The 24,463-nt window shown below is 34.1% G+C and carries 24 protein-coding genes and 1 pseudogene; 24 read left to right on the top strand and 1 reads right to left on the bottom strand.

The annotated features are described in order from the left end of the window. The first annotated feature begins 1 nt into the window (after position 1). From LIX58_RS00195 to LIX58_RS00095, 21 genes and pseudogenes are all read left to right on the top strand, one after another. Positions 2-3,775: a phage tail protein gene (locus LIX58_RS00195; protein ID WP_226385961.1), complete on the top strand. Its 3,774-nt coding sequence runs from the start codon at positions 2-4 to the stop codon at positions 3,773-3,775. Positions 3,776-3,787: 12 nt separating this feature from the next. Then, complete coding sequence (locus LIX58_RS00190; RefSeq protein ID WP_226385960.1) at positions 3,788-4,735, top strand: phage tail domain-containing protein; 948 nt, start codon at positions 3,788-3,790, stop codon at positions 4,733-4,735. 10 nt (positions 4,736-4,745) lie between these two features. Further along, a complete protein-coding gene (locus LIX58_RS00185) occupies positions 4,746-6,080 on the top strand; it encodes a phage tail protein (RefSeq protein ID WP_226385959.1) in 1,335 nt (444 codons plus the stop codon). Further along, positions 6,073-7,947, top strand: a complete 1,875-nt coding sequence (locus tag LIX58_RS00180) for a M14 family metallopeptidase (protein ID WP_226385958.1) — start codon at positions 6,073-6,075, stop codon at positions 7,945-7,947. The genes LIX58_RS00185 and LIX58_RS00180 overlap by 8 nt, the downstream gene beginning before the upstream one ends. Positions 7,948-7,958: 11 nt before the next feature. After that, on the top strand, positions 7,959-9,197 hold the full coding sequence (locus tag LIX58_RS00175) for a BppU family phage baseplate upper protein (RefSeq protein ID WP_226385957.1): 1,239 nt from the start codon (positions 7,959-7,961) through the stop codon (positions 9,195-9,197). A gap of 17 nt (positions 9,198-9,214) precedes the next feature. After that, positions 9,215-9,631, top strand: coding sequence for a hypothetical protein (locus tag LIX58_RS00170; protein WP_154837979.1), 417 nt, complete (start codon positions 9,215-9,217; stop codon positions 9,629-9,631). Continuing rightward, positions 9,618-10,010 (top strand): hypothetical protein, encoded by a 393-nt coding sequence (locus tag LIX58_RS00165; protein WP_154837977.1) that lies wholly within the window; start codon positions 9,618-9,620, stop codon positions 10,008-10,010. The genes LIX58_RS00170 and LIX58_RS00165 overlap by 14 nt, the downstream gene beginning before the upstream one ends. Positions 10,011-10,060: 50 nt before the next feature. Further along, complete coding sequence (locus LIX58_RS00160; RefSeq protein ID WP_226385956.1) at positions 10,061-12,019, top strand: glucosaminidase domain-containing protein; 1,959 nt, start codon at positions 10,061-10,063, stop codon at positions 12,017-12,019. A 57-nt stretch (positions 12,020-12,076) separates the two neighbouring features. After that, the gene (locus LIX58_RS00155; RefSeq protein ID WP_226385955.1) at positions 12,077-14,689 is read left to right on the top strand and encodes an SGNH/GDSL hydrolase family protein; all 2,613 of its coding nucleotides are present in this window, start codon (positions 12,077-12,079) and stop codon (positions 14,687-14,689) included. A 54-nt stretch (positions 14,690-14,743) separates the two neighbouring features. Beyond that, the gene (locus LIX58_RS00150) at positions 14,744-15,229 is read left to right on the top strand and encodes a phage holin (RefSeq protein ID WP_226385954.1); all 486 of its coding nucleotides are present in this window, start codon (positions 14,744-14,746) and stop codon (positions 15,227-15,229) included. Continuing rightward, complete coding sequence (locus tag LIX58_RS00145; RefSeq protein ID WP_226385953.1) at positions 15,207-16,688, top strand: SH3 domain-containing protein; 1,482 nt, start codon at positions 15,207-15,209, stop codon at positions 16,686-16,688. Before LIX58_RS00150 ends, LIX58_RS00145 begins: the two co-directional genes overlap by 23 nt. Before the next feature lie 538 nt (positions 16,689-17,226). Next, positions 17,227-17,385 (top strand): annotated as a pseudogene (locus tag LIX58_RS00140) (DNA-binding protein); the annotation flags it as partial. Between the two features lie 836 nt (positions 17,386-18,221). Beyond that, positions 18,222-18,356, top strand: a complete 135-nt coding sequence (locus LIX58_RS00135) for a beta-class phenol-soluble modulin (RefSeq protein WP_103297428.1) — start codon at positions 18,222-18,224, stop codon at positions 18,354-18,356. A gap of 40 nt (positions 18,357-18,396) precedes the next feature. Continuing rightward, entirely contained in the window at positions 18,397-18,531 is a 135-nt protein-coding gene (locus LIX58_RS00130; RefSeq protein WP_126565413.1) for a beta-class phenol-soluble modulin, read from the top strand. A 70-nt stretch (positions 18,532-18,601) separates the two neighbouring features. Beyond that, a complete protein-coding gene (locus LIX58_RS00125; RefSeq protein ID WP_154837853.1) occupies positions 18,602-18,736 on the top strand; it encodes a beta-class phenol-soluble modulin in 135 nt (44 codons plus the stop codon). A gap of 63 nt (positions 18,737-18,799) precedes the next feature. Next, entirely contained in the window at positions 18,800-18,934 is a 135-nt protein-coding gene (locus LIX58_RS00120; RefSeq protein WP_126565415.1) for a beta-class phenol-soluble modulin, read from the top strand. 62 nt (positions 18,935-18,996) lie between these two features. Further along, positions 18,997-19,131, top strand: coding sequence for a beta-class phenol-soluble modulin (locus LIX58_RS00115; RefSeq protein ID WP_135789018.1), 135 nt, complete (start codon positions 18,997-18,999; stop codon positions 19,129-19,131). A gap of 67 nt (positions 19,132-19,198) precedes the next feature. After that, a complete protein-coding gene (locus LIX58_RS00110) occupies positions 19,199-19,333 on the top strand; it encodes a beta-class phenol-soluble modulin (protein ID WP_126566450.1) in 135 nt (44 codons plus the stop codon). Between the two features lie 67 nt (positions 19,334-19,400). Next, a complete protein-coding gene (locus LIX58_RS00105) occupies positions 19,401-19,535 on the top strand; it encodes a beta-class phenol-soluble modulin (protein WP_103330025.1) in 135 nt (44 codons plus the stop codon). 65 nt (positions 19,536-19,600) lie between these two features. Beyond that, positions 19,601-19,735, top strand: coding sequence for a beta-class phenol-soluble modulin (locus tag LIX58_RS00100; protein ID WP_103330025.1), 135 nt, complete (start codon positions 19,601-19,603; stop codon positions 19,733-19,735). A gap of 138 nt (positions 19,736-19,873) precedes the next feature. Further along, on the top strand, positions 19,874-20,569 hold the full coding sequence (locus tag LIX58_RS00095; RefSeq protein WP_154837849.1) for a YjjG family noncanonical pyrimidine nucleotidase: 696 nt from the start codon (positions 19,874-19,876) through the stop codon (positions 20,567-20,569). 106 nt (positions 20,570-20,675) lie between these two features. Here the strand turns inward: LIX58_RS00095 and LIX58_RS00090 are convergent, their stop codons facing one another. Then, positions 20,676-21,125, bottom strand: coding sequence for an N-acetyltransferase (locus tag LIX58_RS00090; RefSeq protein WP_126566455.1), 450 nt, complete (start codon positions 21,123-21,125; stop codon positions 20,676-20,678). A gap of 193 nt (positions 21,126-21,318) precedes the next feature. Here LIX58_RS00090 and bshC point away from each other — a divergent pair, with 193 nt between their 5' ends. From bshC to rsmH, 3 genes are all read left to right on the top strand, one after another. Beyond that, positions 21,319-22,932, top strand: coding sequence for a bacillithiol biosynthesis cysteine-adding enzyme BshC (gene bshC / locus LIX58_RS00085; protein ID WP_154837845.1), 1,614 nt, complete (start codon positions 21,319-21,321; stop codon positions 22,930-22,932). A 141-nt stretch (positions 22,933-23,073) separates the two neighbouring features. Then, on the top strand, positions 23,074-23,505 hold the full coding sequence (gene mraZ, locus LIX58_RS00080; RefSeq protein ID WP_103298734.1) for a division/cell wall cluster transcriptional repressor MraZ: 432 nt from the start codon (positions 23,074-23,076) through the stop codon (positions 23,503-23,505). A 14-nt stretch (positions 23,506-23,519) separates the two neighbouring features. After that, a complete protein-coding gene (gene rsmH, locus LIX58_RS00075) occupies positions 23,520-24,455 on the top strand; it encodes a 16S rRNA (cytosine(1402)-N(4))-methyltransferase RsmH (protein WP_154837843.1) in 936 nt (311 codons plus the stop codon). Positions 24,456-24,463: the final 8 nt, after the last annotated feature.

The raw sequence follows: 24,463 nt of genomic DNA, 5'->3' as shown, positions 1-24,463 counted from the left end.
CGTGGCAGAAGCTAATTATAGTATTAAAGCGCAAATTGAGGCGAATACACGTAAGTTTAAAAGCGCTATTCAATCAGCTAAGAAAGTGGCTCAAAACTTCAAGAAAACACAAGAATCAATCAAGGATACTAAATTAGATGGCGACTCATCTGGTGTAATGAAAGCAGTTAAAGCTGCAAGAGATGCAGTAAAAGGCTTTGATAACACTCATGCTGATGCTGAACTTGACGCAGATATTTCTGATGTTAGAGACAAAGTCGCACAAGCTAAGACATTAGTTGAAAAATTTGATGCTTATCGTGGTGATGCAGAGTTAGACGCTGACGTATCTAAAGCTACTGCAAACATTAAGAAAGTACAGAAGTATTTAGATATGTACGAGAATTCTGATGCAGAAGCAGATGCAGACGTAAATATTAGAAAAGCTATTACACATATTTCTGAGTTACAACATAACCTAGATGGTATCGACGGTAGCAAGTATTCAGCTGTTTTAGATGCAGATGCAACTAGAGCAAGAGAATCAATCAAATTAGCTAAGAAACAACTTAACGACTTCGCTCATCAAAAAGCTAAAGCTAATCTTGAAGTTGATAGCGCAGGGGCTATTGCTCACATAAAAGCGTTTAAAGCTATGCTACGTTCTATCCCTAACCGACATCGCACTCGGCTTGATGTAGATGGAAATCCAGCAATGGCTTTCTTTAAACAACTACACAAAGGTTTAGAAGATTACAGTAATTCATTAGATAGCTTAGCAAATGATATTAGATCATTTGGAACAGTATTCGGTAATATGATTAAAGGCTCGTTACTTTCTAATATTTCGTTACTCGTTCCGGCAATCGCAAGCGTAGTTCCTGCATTAATGGCAGTATTAAATGCATTAGGTGTAGTTGCTGGTGGTGCGCTAGGTGTAGCTGGTGCATTTGGTGTAGCTGGCGCAGGTGCAGTAGCATTTGGTGCTATGGGCATCAGTGCTTTAAAAATGTTATCAGACGGTACATTAGAAGCAACTAGAGAAACTGAACGTTACGAGGCTTCATTAGAAAGTTTAAAAGGTGCATGGGCAGACCTTATTAAACAAAATCAAGCACAAATCTTTAATACATTAGCAAATAGTATTGATACTGCTAAAGTTGCGTTAGCTGGACTTACACCATTTATCAACGGTGTATCTAAAGGAATGGAACAAGCAAGTGCTAAAATGCTTAATTGGGCTAAAAACTCACAAGTAGCACAGAAGTTCTTCGAGATGATGGGTACAACTGGCGTAAGAATATTTAATAATATGTTAGATGCTGCCGGCTCATTTGGTAGCGGCTTAGTCAGTGTACTTACACAAATAGCACCATTAGCCGAGTGGGTATCACAAGGCTTTAAAAAAATGGGACAGGCATTTAACGAATGGGCGCAATCAGTTGAAGGGCAAAATGCGATTAAGTCATTCATTGAATATACTAAACAGAATTTGCCTTTAATAGGTCAGATATTCGGCTCAACATTTAGAGGTATATTCAACTTAATGAAGGCATTCGCACCTAATACTCATCTTGTATTACAAGGATTAGCAGATATGGCTAAGCAATTTGAAGAATGGAGTTCAACGATTGCAGAAAGTGACGGCTTCAAGAAGTTTATTGAATACGTTCAAGAAAATGGACCTAAACTCATTCAATTAATAGGCAATATCATCAATATTCTTATCAATGTCGGTGTAGCTATGGCTCCGTTAGCATCTTTAGTGTTAGATGTAGCGTTAGCTATTACCAAGTTTATAGGGAAACTAACAGAAGCTAGTCCGATTATTGGTATGATTGTAGGAATCGTAGCGACGTTAGCTGGAATATTAATGGCATTAGCACCAGCGTTCATTTTTGTAACTCAAGTAATTATCCCTCTTATTACTACATTCGGTGGTTTGAGTGGAATAATTAGCGTTGTCATGGGCGCTATAGAATTTTTAGGTGGCGTACTTGCAGCGTTATCTGGCCCAGTAGGCATAGCAATAGCAGCAGTAGTAGCAGTAATCGCTGTATTTGTTGCTTTGTGGAAATCATCAGAAGTAGTTAGAGATGCTGTTAAAAATGCGTGGGATGCTATATCCGGAGCAGTTGGAGATGCAGTTAAAGCAGTAATCAACTTCTTTAAAGATTTACTAGGTCAAATGGATTACGTTAAAGGTGCTGTCGACTCGTTAGGTTCAATGTGGGACGGTTTCGTTACTATTGTTGAAGGTGCTATCAAATTGCTGTCGCCTTTATTTGAGTCAACATTTAACGCGATAGTAAACACTGTAAAAATAGCTTGGGAAATTATTAAAGCAGTTATTACAGTAGCGATGCATGTGATAGTAGGTACGATCACTGTTTTACTTCAAATTTTGACTGGCGATTGGCAAGGCGCATGGCAAACGCTCCAACAAGTGGGACAAGCTATTTGGGACGCTATTGTACAAGCAGCGATAAATATCTTTAATATATTAAAAGATGTTTTAACTCAATCATGGCAAGCAACAGTAGATATGTTCTCGGCTATATTCGGACCATTAGCAGAAATAGCATCGAACATATGGAATGCGATTGTACAAGCTGTTTTAACAGTAGTTGTTCAATTGGGCGTATTCCTAATGAATATATGGACTAGTATCGTAACGGTAGCACAAACTATGTGGACTACATTGATTGCAGTTGCTCAAACAGTTTGGACTGCAATAGTGACTGCGATTACAACAATAGTTTCAATGTTAGGTACATTTTTATCAACAATTTGGACTGGTATCGTGACAGTCGCTACTACAATTTGGACTACTTTAGTCACAGTTGCTCAAACGATCTGGACTATGTTAGTTACTGTTATTACAACTGTTGTTCAATCAATATTAACAGTAGTTACAACAATATGGACTACATTATTATCTGTTACTTCAGCTATCATGGGCGCTATTGCTAGTGTTATTTCTTCAATCTGGAGTTCAATTGTAAGTATCATCAGTTCTATCGTTTCATCTATTGTAAGTTTTGTATCAAGTGGTTGGTCAACACTTATGAGTATAACTTCATCAATCATGAGTTCTATTTCTAGTGTTGTATCAAGCATTTGGTCATCAATTGTTAGTTTTGTTTCAAATGCTGTTTCAAACGTGGTCAACTTCGTGCGAAATGGTTGGAACAATATGCTATCTGCAATCACAAGCGCAATGAGCGCTATTGTTAATGCAGTAATAAGTGGTATGTCAAATGTTGTTAGTTCTGTAAGAAATGGCGTATCTAATGCTGTAAATGCTGCTCGTAGCTTTATAGGTCATATGGTTTCTGTTGGTCGCGACTTAATCATGGGGCTTATAAACGGTATAAAAGCTATGGCAGGACAAGTTGCATCTGCTGCAAAAAATGTAGTAATGGGTGCAGTTAATGCTGCTAAAAGCGCTTTACACATCGGTTCACCTTCTAAGTTGTTTAAACAATACGGTGTTTGGACTATGGAAGGTTTAGGTATCGGAATTAATAAAGAAGGTAAAAACGTTGTGAGTGGTATGGGTAGCATGGCTAACTCAATCACAGACGCATTTAATAGCAACTTAGCAATTCCAGATATAACTGCTAACATGAAGAAAGTAAACGCTAATATGAACGCTCAGGTGCAACATACACACAACATCAAAACAAACCCGTCACAACGTGTAGTACGTATTGAAATGGGCGTAGACAATGACGCACTAACAACTATTGTCAACGAACAAAACGCATATCGTGATTCAACATTCACATTCTAAGGAGGTCGTTCAATGGATTTAGAAATCAAAAAACAAAACGGAGAAAAATACACATTGGGCGACTTCGGTTTTGTCGTCGATGATGTGATTATTGAAAGTATGGAAATAGAAGATAATTACGAAACAAAAGAAAATACAAGTGGTCGTATTCTTTTGAGTAGTCAATATCGTAAACGTAAAATAAATGTCAAATGTCATGTAAATTCAACGAAATTGAATGATAACGCAAGATTAAGGGACGAGTTCTATAACTTAACTAATTCCACAGAAGAAGTATGGATAAGAGAGTTAAGAAGAACCGTCCCTTTAAATTATCGTTTTATTGAGCCTTTAGAAGATGACTATCAAGAAATAAGCGAATATAACAATCTTGTGTTAGATCATGAAGAATTCAACGACAATTACTATGTAAACGGTAAGCAATATAAAGTTAAAAATGCTGATGTTATCGTTCCAGAAGAAAATGGTAAAAAAATCAGTTTTGACTTAGTGTTTGAAACAACTGAAATTCCATTTGCTGAAAGTATTGGTACTTCTATTGACTTAGAAAAACGTCCAGATAGCGAGTTATGGTCTAACGACATGCTCATTCCTTTTGATGAGCAAGATGCATCACGTATATATTCTTTTACAAATATTTGGAATAATGTCATTTACTATCACGGTACTGCTGACAACGACCAATTCAACATGTATAAAAAAGTGACAATCATATTAGGTGAAGATACAGAAAACTTCGAGTTTACAATGAGTCATTCAGACCTTATGACGATTCGCAATATTAAAATGAAAAAAGGTGACAAGATTGTTTATGACGGTGTTCAGACATTCAAAAACGGTACGCCATTAAGTTATGAAGTATCTGGATCACAACCGAAGTTCCGTCATGGTTGGAATGAATTTGAGTTTAATCAACAAGTAAAGTCAGTCAAGTTCGATATGAAATTTTATTACAAGTAGGTGTTGCAAATTGCCAATATTAATAAGTCCTAAACGTGGTCGTGGCAAGTTTGTCAACACCACTACAAATTGGACTGATAAAAACAGTTCAGAAGCAGTATTACAGTTTGAGTTACTTGAAGATGCTTACAATTATGAAGTTGTAAGAGCAATAGATAAGCGTTGGAGAGTATCAAGGGTTGAAGGTCCAGATGATGAAAAAGAATACTTAACTTTCTTGATTGACCGTCAAGCGCATGGTACGAAACAGCGTGTGACGGTTTCTTGTCGTTATAAGCCGATAGATACCATTAAGCGACGTAGAATCTACGCACCTATCAATGGAAGTTTTACTCCTAAGAAGTTCTTAGATATAGCCTTTGGTCCTACTGATTTAGAGTACAAATTAACTGAAAGTAAGTTACCTTCATCAGACTTTGAAAATGCTGGAGAAGGTGAAACAGTTGAAGAACTTATCAAAAAAGCAATGTCACATTGGGATTTAGAATTTTACATTGATTTTGATAAGAAAACTAAAAAATACACTTTCGTTTTCACTCCTTACAATCAAAAAGAAGTCGATTACATCATAGATGATGAAATTAATGCGAAAAATATCAAAGTAGAAGAAGATACAGGCGATATGGCGACATATTGTGTCGGCTATGGTGACTATACAGATGAGCAAGGTATTACTGGTGCTGGTTTGATTATGAAGTTCGAACATCCGGATATGAAAGATATCGGCAAATACGAAGCAGAGCCTATCAAAGATGGTCGTATTAAAGACGAGGAGTTAATGAAAGCAAAGTTACAGAAACGTATAGATGACTCAATCAAACGTTCTATTAGCTTAGACTTTATCGTCTTAAAAAAATACTATCCAAACGCTAAGCCTAGAGTTGGCGATTTAGTTAAGATACGCAATTCTGTATTAGGACTAAACGAGATAGTACGTATTGTTGAAGTTAAGACAAAACGAGATATAAATAATGAAATTGTTAAACAAGAGGTAGTATTAGGTGAATACAGACGTTATGACAGATACATGAATCGTGTTAATGTCGCAGCTAATGCTATTGGTGGCTTAGGTGGTGGCGCATTTGTTAGAGATTACCGTTCAACTAGCGCCAAAACATCAAGTGTCTTAGCTACAACAATCGAAATGCGAAATGAAGGTAACGCTTCCGCTGATAAAGCTGGGTTAATGTCGCCAGAAGATAAGAAAAAGCTAGATTCTATTGATACATCTTCAAAATTAACTGCTAAGAAAGTAGATGGAACAATTATAGATTTAAGTAATAAAGAGTTAACCATTGATGAAAATGGAAATCTAAAAATTAAGGAGGTCAGCGATAATGCGTAAGACAATTTACACAAGTCTCGAAAATATATTTGGTGCTAGACACGTAAGAGAATTAGAACTTAATTTTATTTCTACACGTGACATGGTAACTTACGTGGAAGATCAATTACATCGACATAATTTTGTTGATAACGAAGCGCATCAATCACATCAAATTAAACATACATTTGCTGACGGTTCGACTAGAAGTGTAAAAGACTCTATAAACTGGCTAGATGCTAGAATGAGAGCATTTTTAGTACCTACACTCGCTAATGACCAACAAGAAATCATTGATGCAAGAGCAAGTATAGACGGTAAAGTATCTAAAACATTAGGTGCTAGATTGGGGCGTGATTTCAATTCTATAAGAAATGATTTAGATAAGGAATTGAATATTGCAGCTGATAGTTCGTACCTTTGGACTCCACCATATATTAAAGGTGCTATGCGTGGCGAAAACGAAGCGCCATTACACAATGAACCGACAGAAAATCTAAAAGTTTTTTACGATAAGTTTGTAGATAATGAATATTGTCGTAAAACTTATGTTGGTAAGGACCAGTCGGGAGAGTACAGTGTTTATTCATATACATTTGAGCCACAACATTATTCAAAAACGTTACTTTTAACAAGTTGCATTCACGGTAACGAATACAGCGCATTTTACGCTAATAGTCGTTTCTTAGATTTAGTAGTAAATAAATGGCATACTGATCCACATTTAGCTTATATACGTAAAAATGTGCGTATTGTGTGTGTTCCTATTGTTAATCCACATGGATTTGCTAACGATAATCGAGAAAATTCCAATAACGTAGACCTTAATCGTAACTTTGATTATAACTGGAAAGCTGGTAAAGGAACTAATCCAACTGGTAAAAACTTTAAAGGTAGAGCGCCATTTAGTGAACAAGAATCAAAAAATATGAAAAAGTTAGTCGAAGGACTAAATCATATTACTGCGCATGTTGATTGTCATAACATTGTTTCCCAAGTATCAGATTATTGTTTATTCTATCCAAGATTTTCTAACCAAGACCACAATATTATGACTCAATTCATGCAAGATGTGAGCAATCATGGAGATTTAGTTACTTGGGGTTCTAGTACATTGTCATCATTCTCTAACTGGGTAGGTATTAAGAAAAATATCACTTCTTATTTACCAGAAATTTATGAAGGACGTGCTGGTAAACCTCGTGGTGCAGAAGAAATGTGGCGTAGCGTTAATTTCTTAGGTAATATTATCATTCGTTTAATGCAGACGAATAATAGTGGGCAAGGTAGAACGTCGAATGAAGCGTTCGCTAAATCGTTTGTATATAGCGATAGATATAACAACAAAGGCGTACCTACATTCAGCCTTGTCGCTACAAATAAGTGGCAACGAATGTTAATGACGCAACAACGGTTTATGATTACAGCAAATGGCATTGTTGAGATGAACGGATCTATTACAGTAGAAGTTGATAGAGATACTACATTCGGAGTAAATCCAATGGTTGTTCAAAACTATCACCCGTTTAGTGGTAATGGTAAATCTGATGAACGTCAATTGTTCAAAACTGAACATAAGTTGCCTAAAGGTATTCATACGATACCTATTAATGCGATTGCACCAGTGCAAATGTCTAGTGTTACACCAAGTGATGTAAATAGAACAGCAGAAGTTATGTGTCCTGTTGAAGTTAGACGTTCGGAAGGTGTCTGTCATATTAAACAACTTGTTCAAAATATTAAATTTACACCAACAGGCTCTCACAATGCATTTCAAGCCTTCACATCAACTGGATATGGCAACCAAAAAGAAAAAACATTCAAGCAAATCTATCCTAACTATGAATCGGCTTATGATGTGCGTAATGAAATTATTACTAAAAAATAGGAGGGTAAGATATGGGTTTAATGGATAAAGATGGTATTTATAAAAACGCTAAATTGATAGCAAGTGACACACCTTATTTAAAACCATTAAGCGATGAACAAATTGTTTTTTACAACTTAGATGTCAATACTGCTATCCTCACTTTTCAAGTCAAAAAAGATAAGTACCCTTTACAAGTTAGCAGTTTAAATAGTGATATTGATTTATATGTAGAGTCAGAAAATGGTTCACACACTTCTTTGACTAAAGTAGAATACATTGATTCGCTAAATGGTATCGTTCGATTTGTTATTGATAGAGACTTTTTAAAGGCTTCTACTGATACGTGGGTTAACGGTCAAGTAAGAGTTAAAGCAGTTGGTAGACCAGATACTGTTATTCTTAATGAGTTTAGGTTTTATGTTAAAGATGCATTGATTAATAAAATTGGTGCAGATATTAAAGTAAGATATATTCGTCAAATCGATGATTTAATTGAAGAAGCTGAAAAGAGATTGATTGCTGCGTCTGCTGGTATTGAAAACGTTGAAAGTATTCAATTGAGTTTTAACTCATTTATCAGTGAACAAAAGCAAGATTTAGAAAAAATTGTAACTGATACTGAAAGAAGAACGAATAATTTGGTTGATTCTGCACAAAAAGACATTAATTCAGCAATTCAAAATATGCGTGATGAAGCCGATACTATTCGAAAAAATTTAAGTGATGAAACAGCTGGTGCAGTAACTAAACCAGATTTAGACACTACACTTTCTAATTATGTAACTACGGTTGATTTTAACAACGCTTTAAACAATAAAGCAGATAAAGGTGAAGTAACACCGTCGAACTTACCAGATAATTTTAATGAACTAATCAATCAAGCAGTCACAAATAGAATTAGCGAGTTAAATCAAAATAAACCGTTATTTGAAGATGACGGTCAAGTGAGAGAAATACTTAATCCAGATTTATCTACAATGGACTTTGTTGATACTTCTGGATATTTTTATGCAGTTGGTCCACTCCATACGCCTGATGGTAATGACACAGAAGGCATGTTACAAATCTTAGCTTATGGTAATTACACAAAAGTTATTTACTCACCTAACGAAACAAACGCTATTTACCTTCGTTCAAAATTAGATCAAGTAGGCAATAATTGGACTGATTGGCTCAATATCGGTAGCGAAGTAGAGATTGGTACTAATGATAGCAACGATGAAGAAAGTGATGTAGACACTTCGATAGATAGTACAGAAACAACTTAATAAAGAAGGTGTGGTTATTGAAATATAATTTTAATGAAGTTATCAATTTTATTCTTTTGTTAGGGTTAGGTGCTTTTACTTTTGCGAGAGGTTTCTTTTTCACAAAAGAGCAAGGAACCGTTTTAGGCGATAGTGAATTTTATATCGCTTTGCACCATATCATGCCTATATGGATTTGGGGGCTTATTATTATGGGGGCTAGCCTAGTCTTAATGATTGCAGCTTTCTTTCTACCTAGACAAAGTACGAATAATATCTGTAATTACTTGTTAGTAGTTGGAGGGTTTAGTTGTTCGATACTCTACTTTTTAATGACATCAGCAAGTATTTACAACGCTATCAATTGGTTATCTACTATTCAATTTAGTATCTTATCAGCTATCTGTTTTGTGATTGGTTTTATCGGAGGTGCTGATATCTATGGCAGAAGATAGATACGTCACATATAAAGAATGGCGCATCTCAAGAGAAGATATTCTAGGAAAAATCAAAGATGGTGATGACGAAAATTTAAGACACATCAACGAGTTAAAAGAAAAAATTGTCGAGGGTAACGTTTATCAAAGACAATCTTTTGAAGTGCAAAAAGATACAAATGAGCATATAAAGCAATTAAACGATACTAACAGTAAACAATGGGACGCAATCAAAGAAATTAAGTTTGTCGTCAAAAATCATGAAGACGAAATCGAGAAATTAGAAGGTACAATCTCAGAAAAACAGAAGAATAGTGTACAGATTACTGTGGCTCTCATAGGCACTGCTGGAACAATCATAGTCGGTGCCTTTGGACTAGCACAGTATTTCTTTTAAGTCGGCACATTTGTGTCGGCTTTTTATTATACAAAAAAGAAGGTGGATAAATGGCAATTTTACCTTCAAGTGGTAAGCCGACTGCATCACAAGTAGCAAGTTGGGCAAAGTGGTTAGCGAGAAACCGTAAAGGTGTAAATGTTGATGGTATGTTTGGTTATCAATGTTGGGATTTACCTAACTATATTTTCAATAGATATTGGGGCTTTAGAACGTGGGGTAATGCTAATGCGATGGCTTATAGGAATCAATACCCTTCTGGTTTTAAAATATATGCTAATACTCCTAGTTTTGTTCCTAAGCCGGGTGACATTGCAGTATATACAGGCGGAATATACGGACATACTAATGTTGTTGTTGGGCCTTCAACAACTACTTATTTTACAGCAGTAGACCAAAACTGGAATCCGGTTAGTGCTGCGTATGGTAGTAGAGCATTATTGGTTAAGCACAGCTATTCTGATGGTCCGGGTGGCGTTAGGTACTTTGTCCGACCACCTTATAAGGCAGAACCAAAACCTAAGCCGAAGCCGAAACCTAGTACACCGCCTAAAGATACGAGTACAACACCTAGCAAACCAACTCCTAAACCTACTGAGGCGGAAGAAGCTAAAGAAGTAAAAACTATACTAAAAAATGTAAAAGAAATTAAATTTACTATCGATGATATAGAAACGAACTATCCTACGTTTATTCCTCACAGAATAGCAAAAGGTAAAGACAGAGGTCGTTCCCCTAAAAAAGTGTTGATACGTGACGCTGGAACAATGTGTAGTGTGCTTGATTTATACACAACAAGAAGAAAATATATTCGAAATGCAGAGTTGCCACATTACTACATTGATAGAAATTACATTTGGCAACCTAGATATGAACAAATAGAAGTTCCTAGCGCACCAGATAGCTTAGTAATTGAAGTCTGTGGCGATTATTCAGACAGTCAAAGTGATTTTATTCTAAATGAAATACACGCAATGATATATCTAGTTGGCCGAATGAAATTCCACAGTATCCCTATGAAAAAATCATCGTTCATAATTGAAAGTGAATATTGGCGCACTATTTTAGAACATGGCGCTTGGGACACAGTAACTAAAGGTCAGCCGAGTAAAAAAGTTGAAGATAAGACAATAGAGGCATTAATCAATCTATATCAAAATAGAGAAAAATTACTCAATGATATTCCATCAGATAAAATAACTAAACGTAAGATTAAAGTTGAAGTGCCAAAAGATGATGAAACTACTTCAAGTAGTGATAATAAAACATCTACAAATACATCAACGACTAAACCAAAAACTACAAAATCAGCCAAGAAAAAAGCGTCTACTGTTACAGTTGTTTATAGTAAATATACCTACAATAATGCGCTGAATATCCAAATGGCTAAGGCACCACAAGTTAACTATGGTAGTGGTTGGTATAACGCAAGTCGTAGCGCTACATCATCAGCTATGAATAATGCAACGATATGGAACAATAGTAAAACGCGTTATCAAATGTTGAATCTTGGTAAGTATCAAGGTATTCCGATTAGTAAGTTAAATCAAATATTGAAAGGTAAAGGTTCATTATCTGGACAAGGACAAGCTTTTGCAGATGGTTGTAAGAAATACAATATTAATGAGATTTATTTAATAGCTCATGCGTTTTTAGAAAGTGGCTATGGTACATCAAATTTTGCAAGTGGACGATACGGAATTTACAACTACTTTGGTATAAACGCGGTTGATTGGGCGCCAAACAAAGCGATTGATTATGCAAGAGCAGAAGGTTGGACGACACCTTACAAAGGTATTGTTGGTGGTGCTAAGTTTGTCAGAAAAGGATATATCAATAACGGTCAACAAACATTATATAGAATGCGTTGGAATCCTCAGTCGCCGGGTAACCATCAATATGCAACGGATATTAACTGGTGTAAGCATCAAGCGAACACTATTTATAACTTGTATTCACAAATCGGTATGAAAGGCAAATACTTCATACGAGATAGATATAAATCTTAATTTACAGGACTATGTGCTGACAGCATATAGTCCTAATTTTATGAAAGAGGTGTCAAAATGGCAGATATTTATAAAACGAAAGAAATTGAAACAAATATTAATGAACGTGGTGTCAATCTAGGTAACATAGATGTGACACTATATACAATGGATAAAGGTAGCGCTGCGTTCAAGGTTTATTTAAAACGTGAAGTGAATTATGGCAATGAAAAGGTATATGATTCCGTTAATTTGTATACAACTGATATGACACCTAGAATTGATATTGTTGCAGCAGACGGTTCTGTATTTTCTAATGAGCCAATTGATATCGTTATACCTGAAAATGGTGTTATTCAATATATTGTTAGCGACTATGTTATTCGTCATGCTGGTAAAATGGACGTTTACATCTATTTAGAAAACAAAAGTGAAAGCGTAGAAGTCGCTAATTTCTATTTTTATATTGAAGAAGATGGAGTAGCACGACGATTAGGCAAAGAAATTACAGGTGATCGTTTAGACGATATTGTTAAAAACGTTATGAGTGGTCAATTAATGGAATTATTAAGTGAAGATTATAGAGAGCAATTAAATAGAGAAATTAAATCATTTTTAAAAGACAATAATAAAGACTTTAATCTGCGTTTTGAAGATTTAACTCGTGAAGAAAAAGATGAATTGATGAAGAATATCACTAATCAAGGTTTAGCTGATTTTAAAATCGCAGATAATAGTATTACAGGTGTTAAAGTCGCTAGAAATACATTGTTACCTGAAAATACCGCTTTTATCAAAACGGGAAAAAACATTTTCAGATTGCAAGAAGCAATCCAAAATAAAGTTGTCAGTTATACGACAGGTAAAGTAAGTGACTCTCAATCTTTCGCTACAAGCCAATTTGAGCCAATCTCTCCCGGTACACAGTACACTCAAAATATCCCAGAGGTTGTAGCATTTTATGATATTAATAAAAAGTTTATAAGCGGTATGAGTAGGGATAGTAATTCAAAACCTAGAACATTCATAACACCTGCTAACGCTTATTACCTAAGAACATCTCCTACAACACCAACTGCTATCCAAAAATATCAAATCGAACTTGGAAATCAATCTACAACGTTTGAGGATTATTATAGACGCATTGACTATTTAAAAACGGATATAAAAAATGAATCAGTCGATAATGATAAATTAGTTAACGGAACAATCACTTTAGACAAATTAAAATTTGTTAATAAATCAATTAATTTATTTGATAAAAATTCTGCAACAATCGGAAATTATATCCAACCTACTACCGGTGTTCTATTTACTAATTCAGCTTACTATGCAAGTGACTTCATAAATATTGAAGGTATATCAAAAATTACAAAAACAAATAACCAAAACTTGTATGCTTTCTACGATAAAAATAAAAATTATATTTCAAATAAAGCGGATGCAATTCAAACAATAGTGGTACCTAACAACGCTACTTATATTAGATATGCTGGTAAAACAAGTGATATTAACAAGGATATGCTAGTCGCTGGCGAAGAACTTCCTTCAAGTTATGTACCTTATGCTCTCTATATACCAAAAAGATATTTAGAAGGCGGCAGTGATACAGCTAGAGCAATAGATGGATTCAGTAACGAAACATCGGACAGTTATGGTAAACAGTTCTTAAAAACATATACATCTGATTTTAGTAAACAACTCAACAAAAAAGTCGAAGAAAAAGCAGAAATCGCAATTATTGGAGACAGTTGGGTACAAGGGGGCGAATTTAGAGCTGGAGATCGTTTGACTGTGCCTTTAAAAGATCGTTTACTAAAAACTTATGAAGATGGTGGTATTGGTTTTATTGGACTTGCCAATAATCATTTAGGTAACGGCTTAGTAAATGTAACTTTAAACGGTAACTGGACGGAATATGATGCGCATATGGATATTGGACCACAAGCAAAAGGTTTAGACACGGCTATGGTGGAAAGTTCAACTGCAGGTGATAGTATTAAAGTTCAATTTTATGAAGAATTAGACTTCTACGAAGTACACACATTAAACAATGGTACATGGCGCTATAATATTGATGGTGGCGAATGGAAAACTGTAGACGCATCAAAACAAGAAGTTACGCCAATCAATATGACTTTAGGCAAACATACAATTAATATTGAGATTGTAAATGGTAAAGTTACATTTATAGGATCATATGCATATAAAGGTAAAAGAGGCATTGTTATTCATAAAATCGGTAATGGTGGTTTAAAAGGTAGCCACATGACAGCGACAGATAGAGATAACTATATTAAGCAAATTAAACGTTGTCGTGCAAATACATTTGGTATTTTGTTAGGTACAAATGATATGTCAGCTAATGTACCTATTGAAGATTACAAAAAAGATTTGAAAGAAATCATCTCGCGTATTAAAACTGCCAAGCCTTTAGCAAGTATCTTTTTAGTTGCGCCAAGTGGTAACCAATACGATGGTAATAAACTTCACACTATGGAAGATTATAGTAATGCACAATTAGATTTAGCTAAAGAATTAAACATAGCACACGTGAGTTTATATAGAAATTTAGGCGATTTTAACACAACAAATTCGAATGGCTTAATGTATAAAGATGGTGTACATCCAAATGAAAATGGTGGTTTTGCTATCTCTAACGTAGTTTACGATAGATTGTTAAGATTATAAATTTTTAGCTGACCTTTTTAGGTCGGCTTTTTATTTTGAATAAGGAGTGGGAAGATGAAAATAAATTGGAAGAATAGATTTAAAAATGGTACTACTTTATCAGGTTTAATTAGTTTATTACTTTTACTTATAAAACAAGTAACCGAGATGTTTGGAGTTGATTTATCTCAACAACTTGCACAGATAAGTGATGTTATTGCCACAATCTTATTAATCTTAGCTGGTTTAGGTTTAATTACTAACCCTAACACAAAAGGCTTATCTGATGCTGGCATTGATTTAGAATTAAACAAACCACGTAATCAGGATACGCATCCAGTAGAATTTAAAAATAGTGAAAAAGGGACAGTTGTACCTAATGCACTCACACCTAAAGAATACGATACATCAGAAGATTTCACAGATGATACAGATGAAGTCACTCCAGATTATTCAACAGGTGGAGGCTCGCTTGATGATGTGTCAGAAGAAGAACAAGATAACTCATCAGATAAAGCACTAGTGGAGGTTGATAGTGATGAAAACACAAGCAGAGATTAATAAACGGTTAGACGCTTATAGAAAAGGCACAGTTGATAGTCCATATAGAGTTAAAGTTTGGACGAGTTACGATAACCGTTTCTACCCAATGGAACCAGGATGTATCGATGTAGACAAAAGTTTCCATGCTCAATGTGTTGATGAAACAATCGACTATATTTTGTGGCTTACTGATAATGAGTTTAGAATTAGAGGGGACGCAAAAGATGCAATCAACCCTAAAAAGAATAAGTTGCCAGAAGGATGGAAAATTGTTTTAAACAGACCTTCAACAGTTCCTAGAAAAGGTTGGATAGCTGTTTTTACTGATGGAACTTATTGGGAGTACGGTCATATCGGTATTGTTTATGATGGTGGTAATACAAGTCGTTTTCAAATTTTAGAGCAAAATTGGAATGGCTGGGCTAACAAAAAACCTAGCTTACGTTGGGATAATTATTATGGTTTAACTCATTTTATTGTTCCACCAGTAGCTAAAGAAAATAAAATTGTTTCATCAAGCAAACAACAAGCACCTAAACAAAAGATTAAAAAAGCATCTACTAAAAAAGAATTACCTAAAATCACTAAACACATCACTGGTTATAGTATGGACAAGCGAGGATATAACCCTAAAGGTGTAGTTTTACACAACGACGCAGGAGGCATGAATTATAAACAATATTACAACAACTTAGTTAATGCTAACTATGACCGTTTAGCTCGTGGTATCGCTCATGCTTATGTTGATAGAACAGGCATTTGGGAGGCAATAGATGAAAGTCGTATTGCATGGCATGTAGCAGATGGCACTCGTCCTGGAAGTGGTAATCATGACTTTTACGGTATCGAAATAGATCAATCATTACGTGCGAGTGATAAAGAATTTTTAGAGAATGAACAAGCTGGTTTCCAATTTGCAGCAGAGAAACTTAAAAAGTGGGGCTTGCCAGCAAACAGAAATACTGTGCGTTTGCATAATGAATTTAGTCAAACAAGTTGTCCTCATAGAAGTATGGTGCTTCATACTGGTTTAGACCCTTTGTATCACTCAATTACTGAACATGCACGACTAAAACTTAAAGACTACTTTATTAAGCAAATTAGAGCATATATGAATGGTAAGAAACCAACTTCTAAAGTGGTTGTAAGCAAACCAGGTAGTGCTTCTACTCCAGCTACACGTAAAGACGCTAATGGTTATATGGAAAACCCACACGGAACGTTATATAAAGAAGAATATGCTACATTTACTGCAAATGCTAATATCATCACTCGTTACGTTGGACCATTTACAAATCTGCCTCAAGCTGGCGTTTTAAGAGTAGATCAAACAATCATATATGATGAAGTGATGAAACAAGACGGTTATATCTGGGTAGGTTACACTGCATATAATGGCAAACGTATTTATTTACCCGTTAGAACATGGAACAGAGAAACAGATAGTGTAGGTAAATTATGGGGAGTAATCAGTTAGATATGTTATAATAAAAAACCGATTTTCATTTTATTCATTGGGGCAAGTTTAGTGCTTGTCCCTATTTTTTATGCTATAATTTAATCATTCTCGGTAACCATTCCGATTTAGTGGAGGCCTTGCTTGCATTTAGCAGTAAGTAACTGACCACTCATTTGATAGACGTCTAGTAACCGTATCTTAATAGGTACGGTTATTTTTTTGTGCCTAAAAATAATTATGACAAAATGCATAAAAAGTATTGTGTTATGCCATAATGCATAGTATAATATATTTAGGAGGTAAGGAAATGAGGATAAAAATAAAAGCACCCAAAAGCTTCAAGTGTTCAATTAAAATAAATTTGGCAGTTATACAAATTGAACTAGCTTTTGAGTACTAAATGATTGAGGGGGTTCGCCCCTCTTCAATATAAAATATAACACAATCCTCATTTTAAATATATGAAAATAAATATTAGAAAATCTACAAAAAAAGAATTTGTAACTGGTTTAATAGCGTGGGCAATAATAATTTCTATATTATGGGTGGTATTCAAATGAGAGAGATAATACAAAATCTATTAGATAGTGAATTAAGTAGTTTGCATATAGCAAAACAAACAGGTGTGACGCAAAGCACTATATATAGAATAAGAACGAAGTCACGATCATTGGATAATTTATCATTAAAAAATGCTGAACTTTTATATCAATTTGAAATGGAGAGAATGAAAATGAACGAATTAACTTATGTAGTAGATATGAATAAACAGGATAAAGCAATCGAAATAATCACTAACGAACACGGTAGTTTTTACTTATATGAAGTCAGTCTAGAATGGTTAAAAGATACAGATTACATTTTAGACTTAATTAAAAATGAAGATTTAAATAGTAAGTTTACTGGCGAAGAAATTGAAGAACCTACTCAATTTGAATATACATTACAGGAAGTAAAAGACTTTTTAGAATAAAACAAAACCGGGATAAATTCCCGGTTATTTTTGTGTCGAAAGTGTCAAGCGCGTGTCAAAATAGTTCTATTTAGTTCAGTTTTGTTCGAAAGATAATTCGATATAAATGCGATAAATAAGCGTTTTTCTAGCTAGTTCTATATTTATAAAAATCCCTCCCAGGACGCTAAAAAACTCCGCAACCTATATGGTTGTGGAGTTTTTTGTTTATTTAAATAGTTGAACCTCATAATTTTAATTTTAAATTCCTTCTATATGCATATTCTCTCTTGTTTTTAATTCTCAAACTTTCCTATTAAGTCGACAAATAATAATTTCAAGACAAAAAAGATAATAGTTATTTGTAAGCGCTTTCTAACTTGTGTGTATTAAGCATACATATTTGCATCCCTAACTGTCTAATTTGAAACACAAAAGAAACAGTTTTGATGTGAAAGTTTCAAGTTAAGAAAAAATATGCCATAAGTTGTACATACCCTTTATAGTATAAGTATCAAAACGATAGCTAAACAAAAACAAAGCAACAACCTAGTAATCGTTTTATAAATTTACCAACAACTTTCTAAGGAGTGTATAAAATGGAAGGTTTATTCAACTCAATTAAAGATACAGTAACAGCAGGCATTAACAGTGACTGGAGCAAGTTAGGTACAAGCATTGTAGGTATCGTAGAAAACGGTGTAGGTTTACTAAGCAAATACTTAGGTTTTTAATAAATAAATTACTATATAGAACACAAAGGAGATCATTAACATGGAAAAATTATTCGACGCAATTAGAGGTACAGTAGACGCAGGAATCAATCATGATTGGACAAAATTAGGTACAAACATCGTAGGTATCGTAGAAAACGGCGTAAGCATTTTAGGTAAATACTTAGGTTTCTAATTTAACCTTACTATTCATATATCACTAAATATTTTCAAAAAATATAAATTAAAGAAATGGAGAGATTATAATGCAAAAATTAGCAGAAGCAATCGCAAACACAGTACAAGCAGGTCAAGGACATGACTGGAGTAAATTAGGTACAAGCATCGTAGGTATCGTAGAAAATGGCATAAGCGTATTAGGTAAATTATTCGGATTCTAATAAAAACTGAATGTTCATCAATCACTTAGTTAAAAAATAATAATAACGAATGGAGCGATTCACATGTCAAAATTAGTAGAAGCAATTTCAAACGCAGTACAAGCAGGTCAAGCACACGATTGGGCTAAATTAGGTACAAGCATTGTAGGTATCGTAGAAAACGGTGTAGGTTTCTTAGGAAAAATCTTCGGTTTCTAATGAAAACTGAATGTTCATCAATCAAATTAGTTAATAAATAAAAAAAGAATGGAGCGATTCACATGTCAAAATTAGTAGAAGCAATTTCAAGCGCAGTACAAGCAGGTCAAGCACACGATTGGGCTAAATTAGGTACAAGCATCGTAGGTATCGTAGAAAACGGTGTAGGTTTCTTAGGAAAAATCTTCGGTTTCTAATAAGCACTAAACATTCATAAAAACTTAGTTTTCAAAATATATAAAATAATGGAATGGAGAGATTATAATGCAAAAATTAGCAGAAGCAATCGCAAACACAGTACAAGCAGGTCAAGGACATGACTGGGCTAAATTAGGCACAAACATCGTAGGTATCGTAGAAAATGGTGTAGGTGTACTAGGAAAATTATTCGGTTTCTAATAAGCACTAAACATTTATAAAAACTTAGTTTTCAAAAAATAAAAAATAACGGAATGGAGAGATTATAATGCAAAAATTAGCAGAAGCAATCGCAAACGCAGTACAAGCAGGTCAAGGACACGACTGGGCTAAATTAGGCACAAGCATCGTAGGTATCGTAGAAAACGGTGTAGGCGCACTAGGAAAAATCTTCGGTTTCTAATAAGCACTAAACATTCATAAAAGTTTAATTTTCAAAACAAAAAATAATGGAATGGAGAGATTATAATGCAAAAATTAGCAGAAGCAATCGCAAACGCAGTACAAGCAGGTCAAGGACACGACTGGGCTAAATTAGGTACAAGCATCGTAGGCATCGTAGAAAACGGTGTAGGTGCACTAGGTAAAATTTTCGGTTTCTAATAGATGAATATTAATGATTGACCAGGGCAAGCGCTCTGGTCTTTTTTTGTGTGTATTATTTGTTTGTTACAAAAATTTGTTAAAATATATCTTATAAAGAAAATTCTATTTATACAAAATTGATTAAGGATGTTAAATATGAAATATAATACGATATTGTTAGACTTTGATGATACGCTTGTTGATTTTTATGATGCAGAAGATAAGGCGTTTCACAATATGGCGAAATTTTACAATCATTATCCTACAGAAAAAGACTTTCAATTTTTTAAAAAAGTTAATCAAGCGCATTGGGAAGCTTTTCAAAAAAATGAATTAACTAAAGAAGAAGTGCTTTCACATCGTTTTATCGAATACTTTGGTCACTATGGCATAGAAGTGGATGGAAAAGAAGCAGATATTAGATTTAGAGATGAGTTAGCTAAAGCACCAGTGAAATATTTCGACTTGGCTTTAGAAACGATTGATCGTTTAGCTCAAATATGCGATTTATATATAGTGACTAATGGTGTAACTGATACTCAGAAACGTCGAATTGCGCAATTAGATTTTAAAGATGTATTTGCGGGTGTATTTATTTCGGAAGAAACAGGTTACCAAAAACCGATGCCTGAATTTTTTGATTATGTATATGAACGTATTGGAAAAGATAAAAAAGATTATTCATTAATCGTAGGAGATTCCTTAACATCTGATGTGTTAGGTGGAAAAAATGCTGGTATAGCAACTTGTTGGTTTAATTATAGAGATAAAAATAATGATTCTGATATTAAACCAGATTACGAAATCAAGAATTTAAGTGAATTAGTAGAAATTGTGGAAAAAGAAGAGTAAGTAAAAGGGCGGATTAGAAATTGAATGGTTTTAACTTCTAATCCGCTCTAATTTAACTAAAGGATAGCATTTCAAGATAAAAAATAATTTAAATGAGTTTAATTTGCTATTTATTGTCAGGTGACCAAACTAGCACATCATGGCCTTCTGGATTTTTAGCATTTACATCTTCGAATTCGTGATTAATAAAAAATTGTTTAGAGTCTTGACGAGCAATAGCTTTTATTGGCGTATTGAATGATTTAGCGAAATCAATTAATTCTTTCGCATAACCACGATTTTTATAATTCTCTAATACTTCTAATTTCCATAATAATAAATAATCATCATATTCTGGGAAATAGCTTTCTTCTACGTCGCCTTTTTTTAATAAAGCCATGCGAGCGACTAAATTTTCACCATTAAAAATGCCATAAAATGGTGATTCTGAACTTGCATCGATCATTTGACCTTTTAACTCTTCAACCATATATAAGTCTTTGTTGCCAAACTCTCTAAATGCTTCGAATAGTTCATCTGTTTTATAATTAATTTCTAGATGTTTAACTTCGCTCATGTTCAATCTCCCCTTTGTTCTTTTTATCTATTATAACGTATATATTGTGTAAATTTCATTTATTTATGGATTAATTATTAAAATAGTAAGACAAATTATAAAAGAAACTTTAAATATTTAAGCCGTTAAATTGTCAGATAAGGATATAATCTTTATACTATATGAGTAATAGCTATGTTGAAGGAGTATGGATATGGACTGTCAAGTAACATATTTTAAAGAAAAAGATTCGTTTATTACAAGATTGAAAAATAGCGATGAACAATTATTAAAATTTTATCAATATAACCCTAATGAGAAGGCAAGTTTTGATGAGCGTATGAAACAGCCTAGTAATGGCAGGGAACAGCAATTAAGTCAAATCATTGCTTCATATATGGAAGATCTTAAACTTTCAGAGGCGCAACAACGACATCTTAAAGCATTATCTGACGGCGCTAAAGTTGTGATTGGCGGTCAACAGGCGGGACTATTTGGTGGTCCGTTGTATACCTTCCATAAAATTCTTTCGATAGTAACTTTAAGTCATCAATTAAGTCAAACGTATGATAAAACAGTGGTGCCAGTATTTTGGATTGCTGGAGAAGATCATGATTTCGATGAAGTGAATCATACATATGTTTTCAATGCAAAAGAGGCTCAATTGCGCAAAGTGAAATATCATACAATGACGCCACCAGAATCTAATGTTTCACGTTATTCGCCTGATAAAGAAGCACTAGTTGATGCGTTAAAAAGCTTTTTCAAAGAATTAAAAGAAACTGAGCATACAAAGTTGCTTTATTCACTTTGTTTAAACATTATTGAACAATATGAGTCTTGGACAGATATGTTCAAAGCTTTACTTAATGAAGTTTTTAAAGAATATGGCGTATTGTTTATTGATGCACAATATAAAGAATTAAGAGAACTTGAGAAGCCTATTTTAAAAGAAATGATTGAACAACATGAAAAGATTGATCATGCATTTAGAAATACACAAGCGCAAACGACGCAATCTGGCTTGAACCAAATGATACAGACGGACACGAATGTGCATCTCTTCCTTCATGAAGATAATATGAGACAGTTATTATCTAAAGATGGAGATCATTTCAAATTAAGTAAATCTGAAATAGAGTATTCTAAAGAAGAAATATTGAAATTAGTCGACACAGAACCACACCGTTTTTCAAATAATGTAGTGACGAGACCGGTTATGGAGGAATGGCTCTTTAATACGGTAGCATTTATTGGGGGACCAAGTGAAATTAAATACTGGGCTGAGCTCAATGAGGTGTTTAAGTTATTAAAAATAGAGATGCCAATTGTAATGCCTCGTTTAAAAATGACATATATGACACAAAGAACTGATAAATTATTGAATCAATATCAGTTAGATGTGCAACAAGTGATTGAAAATGGCATAGAAGAGGATAGAACAAAATTTGTTCGTGAAAAAGCGTCCGAGTCATTTATTCAACAAGTTGAAAAACTTAAAGAAGATCATGCTAGAATATATCAACATTTATTAGATGAAGTAAAAGATAATCAGAATAATATTAATTTAGTTGAAAAAAATAGTGAAATTCACAATGCTCAATATGATTATCTGCTTCAACGTTATTTACTCAACATTGAACGTGAAAATGATATTAGCATGAGACATTTTAGAGAACTTGAATACGTATTACATCCAATGGGCGGATTACAAGAAAGAATATGGAATCCACTACAAATTATGAATGAATTTGGGATAGATGTGTTCAGTCCCTCCACTTATCCACCACTTGAATATACATTTAATCAAATCATTGTAAAACCTTGATTTTATAGAGAAATGCCTATTTTATCCCTGTGATAAAATAGGCATTTTTTTGTCGAAAAAAGGAATTTTAAGATATTTTACATAATTAGTGGAGGATAGTGGTGAGATGTGGTAAATTATAAATAAGGTGAGGTGATAATAATGTTCATGGGAGAGTACGAGCATCAACTAGATGCGAAAGGTCGTATGATTATTCCTGCAAAGTTTAGATACGACTTAAGTGAACGATTTATTATCACACGAGGCCTTGATAAATGTTTGTTTGGTTACACACTTGAAGAATGGCAACAGATTGAAGAGAAAATGAAAACCTTACCTATGACAAAAAAAGACGCACGTAAGTTTATGCGTATGTTCTTCTCTGGTGCAATCGAAGTGGAGCTAGATAAACAAGGGCGTATTAATATTCCGCAGAATTTGAGGAAGTACGCTAATTTAACTAAAGAATGTACAGTAATAGGCGTTTCCAATCGAATTGAGATTTGGGATCGAGAAACATGGAATGATTTCTATGATGAATCTGAAGAAAGTTTCGAAGATATTGCTGAAGATTTAATAGATTTTGATTTTTAATGGAGGAATTTACCGTGTTTCATCATGTAAGCGTTATGCTAAAAGAGACAATTGATTATTTAGACATCAAAGAAGATGGCATATATGTAGACTGTACGCTTGGTGGTGCCGGTCATGCACTCTATTTATTAAATCAATTAAACGATGACGGTAGGTTAATTGCAATTGATCAAGATACAAATGCTTTAGAGAATGCTAAAGAAGTATTGAAAGATCATCTACACAAAGTCACGTTTGTACATAGTAATTTTAGAGAATTGACTGACATTTTAAAAAACTTAAACATTGAAAAAGTAGATGGCATCTATTATGATTTGGGCGTTTCAAGTCCACAATTAGATGTCCCTGAAAGAGGATTTAGTTATCATCACGATGCTAAACTCGATATGCGTATGGATCAAACACAAGCGTTAAGTGCTTATGAGGTCGTGAATGAATGGTCTTATGAAGCGCTTGTTAAGATTTTTTATCGTTATGGTGAAGAGAAATTTTCAAAACAAATAGCGAGACGTATTGAAGCACATCGTGAACAACAACCGATTGAAACAACATTAGAGCTTGTAGATATTATTAAAGAAGGTATTCCAGCCAAAGCTCGTAGAAAAGGTGGTCATCCTGCAAAACGTGTATTTCAAGCGATTCGTATTGCAGTGAATGATGAATTATCTGCATTTGAAGATTCGATTGAACAAGCAATTGAATTAGTCAATGTAGGAGGTAGAATTTCAGTAATTACTTTCCATTCGTTGGAAGATAGATTGTGTAAGCAGATGTTCCAAGAATATGAGAAAGGACCTGACGTACCTCGAGGGTTACCAATTATTCCTGAAGAGTATACACCTAAATTAAAAAGAGTAAATCGCAAGCCCATCACTGCTACAGAAGCAGATTTAGATGAGAATAATAGAGCGCGTAGTGCAAAATTACGTGTCGCAGAAATATTAAAATGAGGAGTAAT

The organism is Staphylococcus sp. Marseille-Q1834 (assembly GCF_916858875.1).
Classification (GTDB): Bacteria; Bacillota; Bacilli; order Staphylococcales; family Staphylococcaceae; genus Staphylococcus; species Staphylococcus pragensis.
The sequence above is the reverse complement of the archived record's forward strand: the minus strand, read 5'-3'. Positions and strand labels throughout refer to the sequence as shown.

Coding starts and splice junctions, on each gene's coding strand:
- LIX58_RS00190 (WP_226385960.1), top strand. CDS start 3,788: ATGGATTTAGAAATCAAAAAACAAAACGGAGAAAAATACACATTGGGC.
- LIX58_RS00145 (WP_226385953.1), top strand. CDS start 15,207: ATGAAAACACAAGCAGAGATTAATAAACGGTTAGACGCTTATAGAAAA.
- LIX58_RS00105 (WP_103330025.1), top strand. CDS start 19,401: ATGCAAAAATTAGCAGAAGCAATCGCAAACGCAGTACAAGCAGGTCAA.
- LIX58_RS00095 (WP_154837849.1), top strand. CDS start 19,874: ATGAAATATAATACGATATTGTTAGACTTTGATGATACGCTTGTTGAT.
- LIX58_RS00135 (WP_103297428.1), top strand. CDS start 18,222: ATGGAAGGTTTATTCAACTCAATTAAAGATACAGTAACAGCAGGCATT.
- bshC (WP_154837845.1), top strand. CDS start 21,319: ATGGACTGTCAAGTAACATATTTTAAAGAAAAAGATTCGTTTATTACA.
- LIX58_RS00115 (WP_135789018.1), top strand. CDS start 18,997: ATGTCAAAATTAGTAGAAGCAATTTCAAGCGCAGTACAAGCAGGTCAA.
- LIX58_RS00165 (WP_154837977.1), top strand. CDS start 9,618: ATGGCAGAAGATAGATACGTCACATATAAAGAATGGCGCATCTCAAGA.
- LIX58_RS00150 (WP_226385954.1), top strand. CDS start 14,744: ATGAAAATAAATTGGAAGAATAGATTTAAAAATGGTACTACTTTATCA.
- mraZ (WP_103298734.1), top strand. CDS start 23,074: ATGTTCATGGGAGAGTACGAGCATCAACTAGATGCGAAAGGTCGTATG.
- LIX58_RS00155 (WP_226385955.1), top strand. CDS start 12,077: ATGGCAGATATTTATAAAACGAAAGAAATTGAAACAAATATTAATGAA.
- LIX58_RS00110 (WP_126566450.1), top strand. CDS start 19,199: ATGCAAAAATTAGCAGAAGCAATCGCAAACACAGTACAAGCAGGTCAA.
- LIX58_RS00130 (WP_126565413.1), top strand. CDS start 18,397: ATGGAAAAATTATTCGACGCAATTAGAGGTACAGTAGACGCAGGAATC.
- LIX58_RS00120 (WP_126565415.1), top strand. CDS start 18,800: ATGTCAAAATTAGTAGAAGCAATTTCAAACGCAGTACAAGCAGGTCAA.
- LIX58_RS00125 (WP_154837853.1), top strand. CDS start 18,602: ATGCAAAAATTAGCAGAAGCAATCGCAAACACAGTACAAGCAGGTCAA.
- LIX58_RS00100 (WP_103330025.1), top strand. CDS start 19,601: ATGCAAAAATTAGCAGAAGCAATCGCAAACGCAGTACAAGCAGGTCAA.
- LIX58_RS00180 (WP_226385958.1), top strand. CDS start 6,073: ATGCGTAAGACAATTTACACAAGTCTCGAAAATATATTTGGTGCTAGA.
- LIX58_RS00175 (WP_226385957.1), top strand. CDS start 7,959: ATGGGTTTAATGGATAAAGATGGTATTTATAAAAACGCTAAATTGATA.
- LIX58_RS00090 (WP_126566455.1), bottom strand. CDS start 21,125: ATGAGCGAAGTTAAACATCTAGAAATTAATTATAAAACAGATGAACTA.
- LIX58_RS00160 (WP_226385956.1), top strand. CDS start 10,061: ATGGCAATTTTACCTTCAAGTGGTAAGCCGACTGCATCACAAGTAGCA.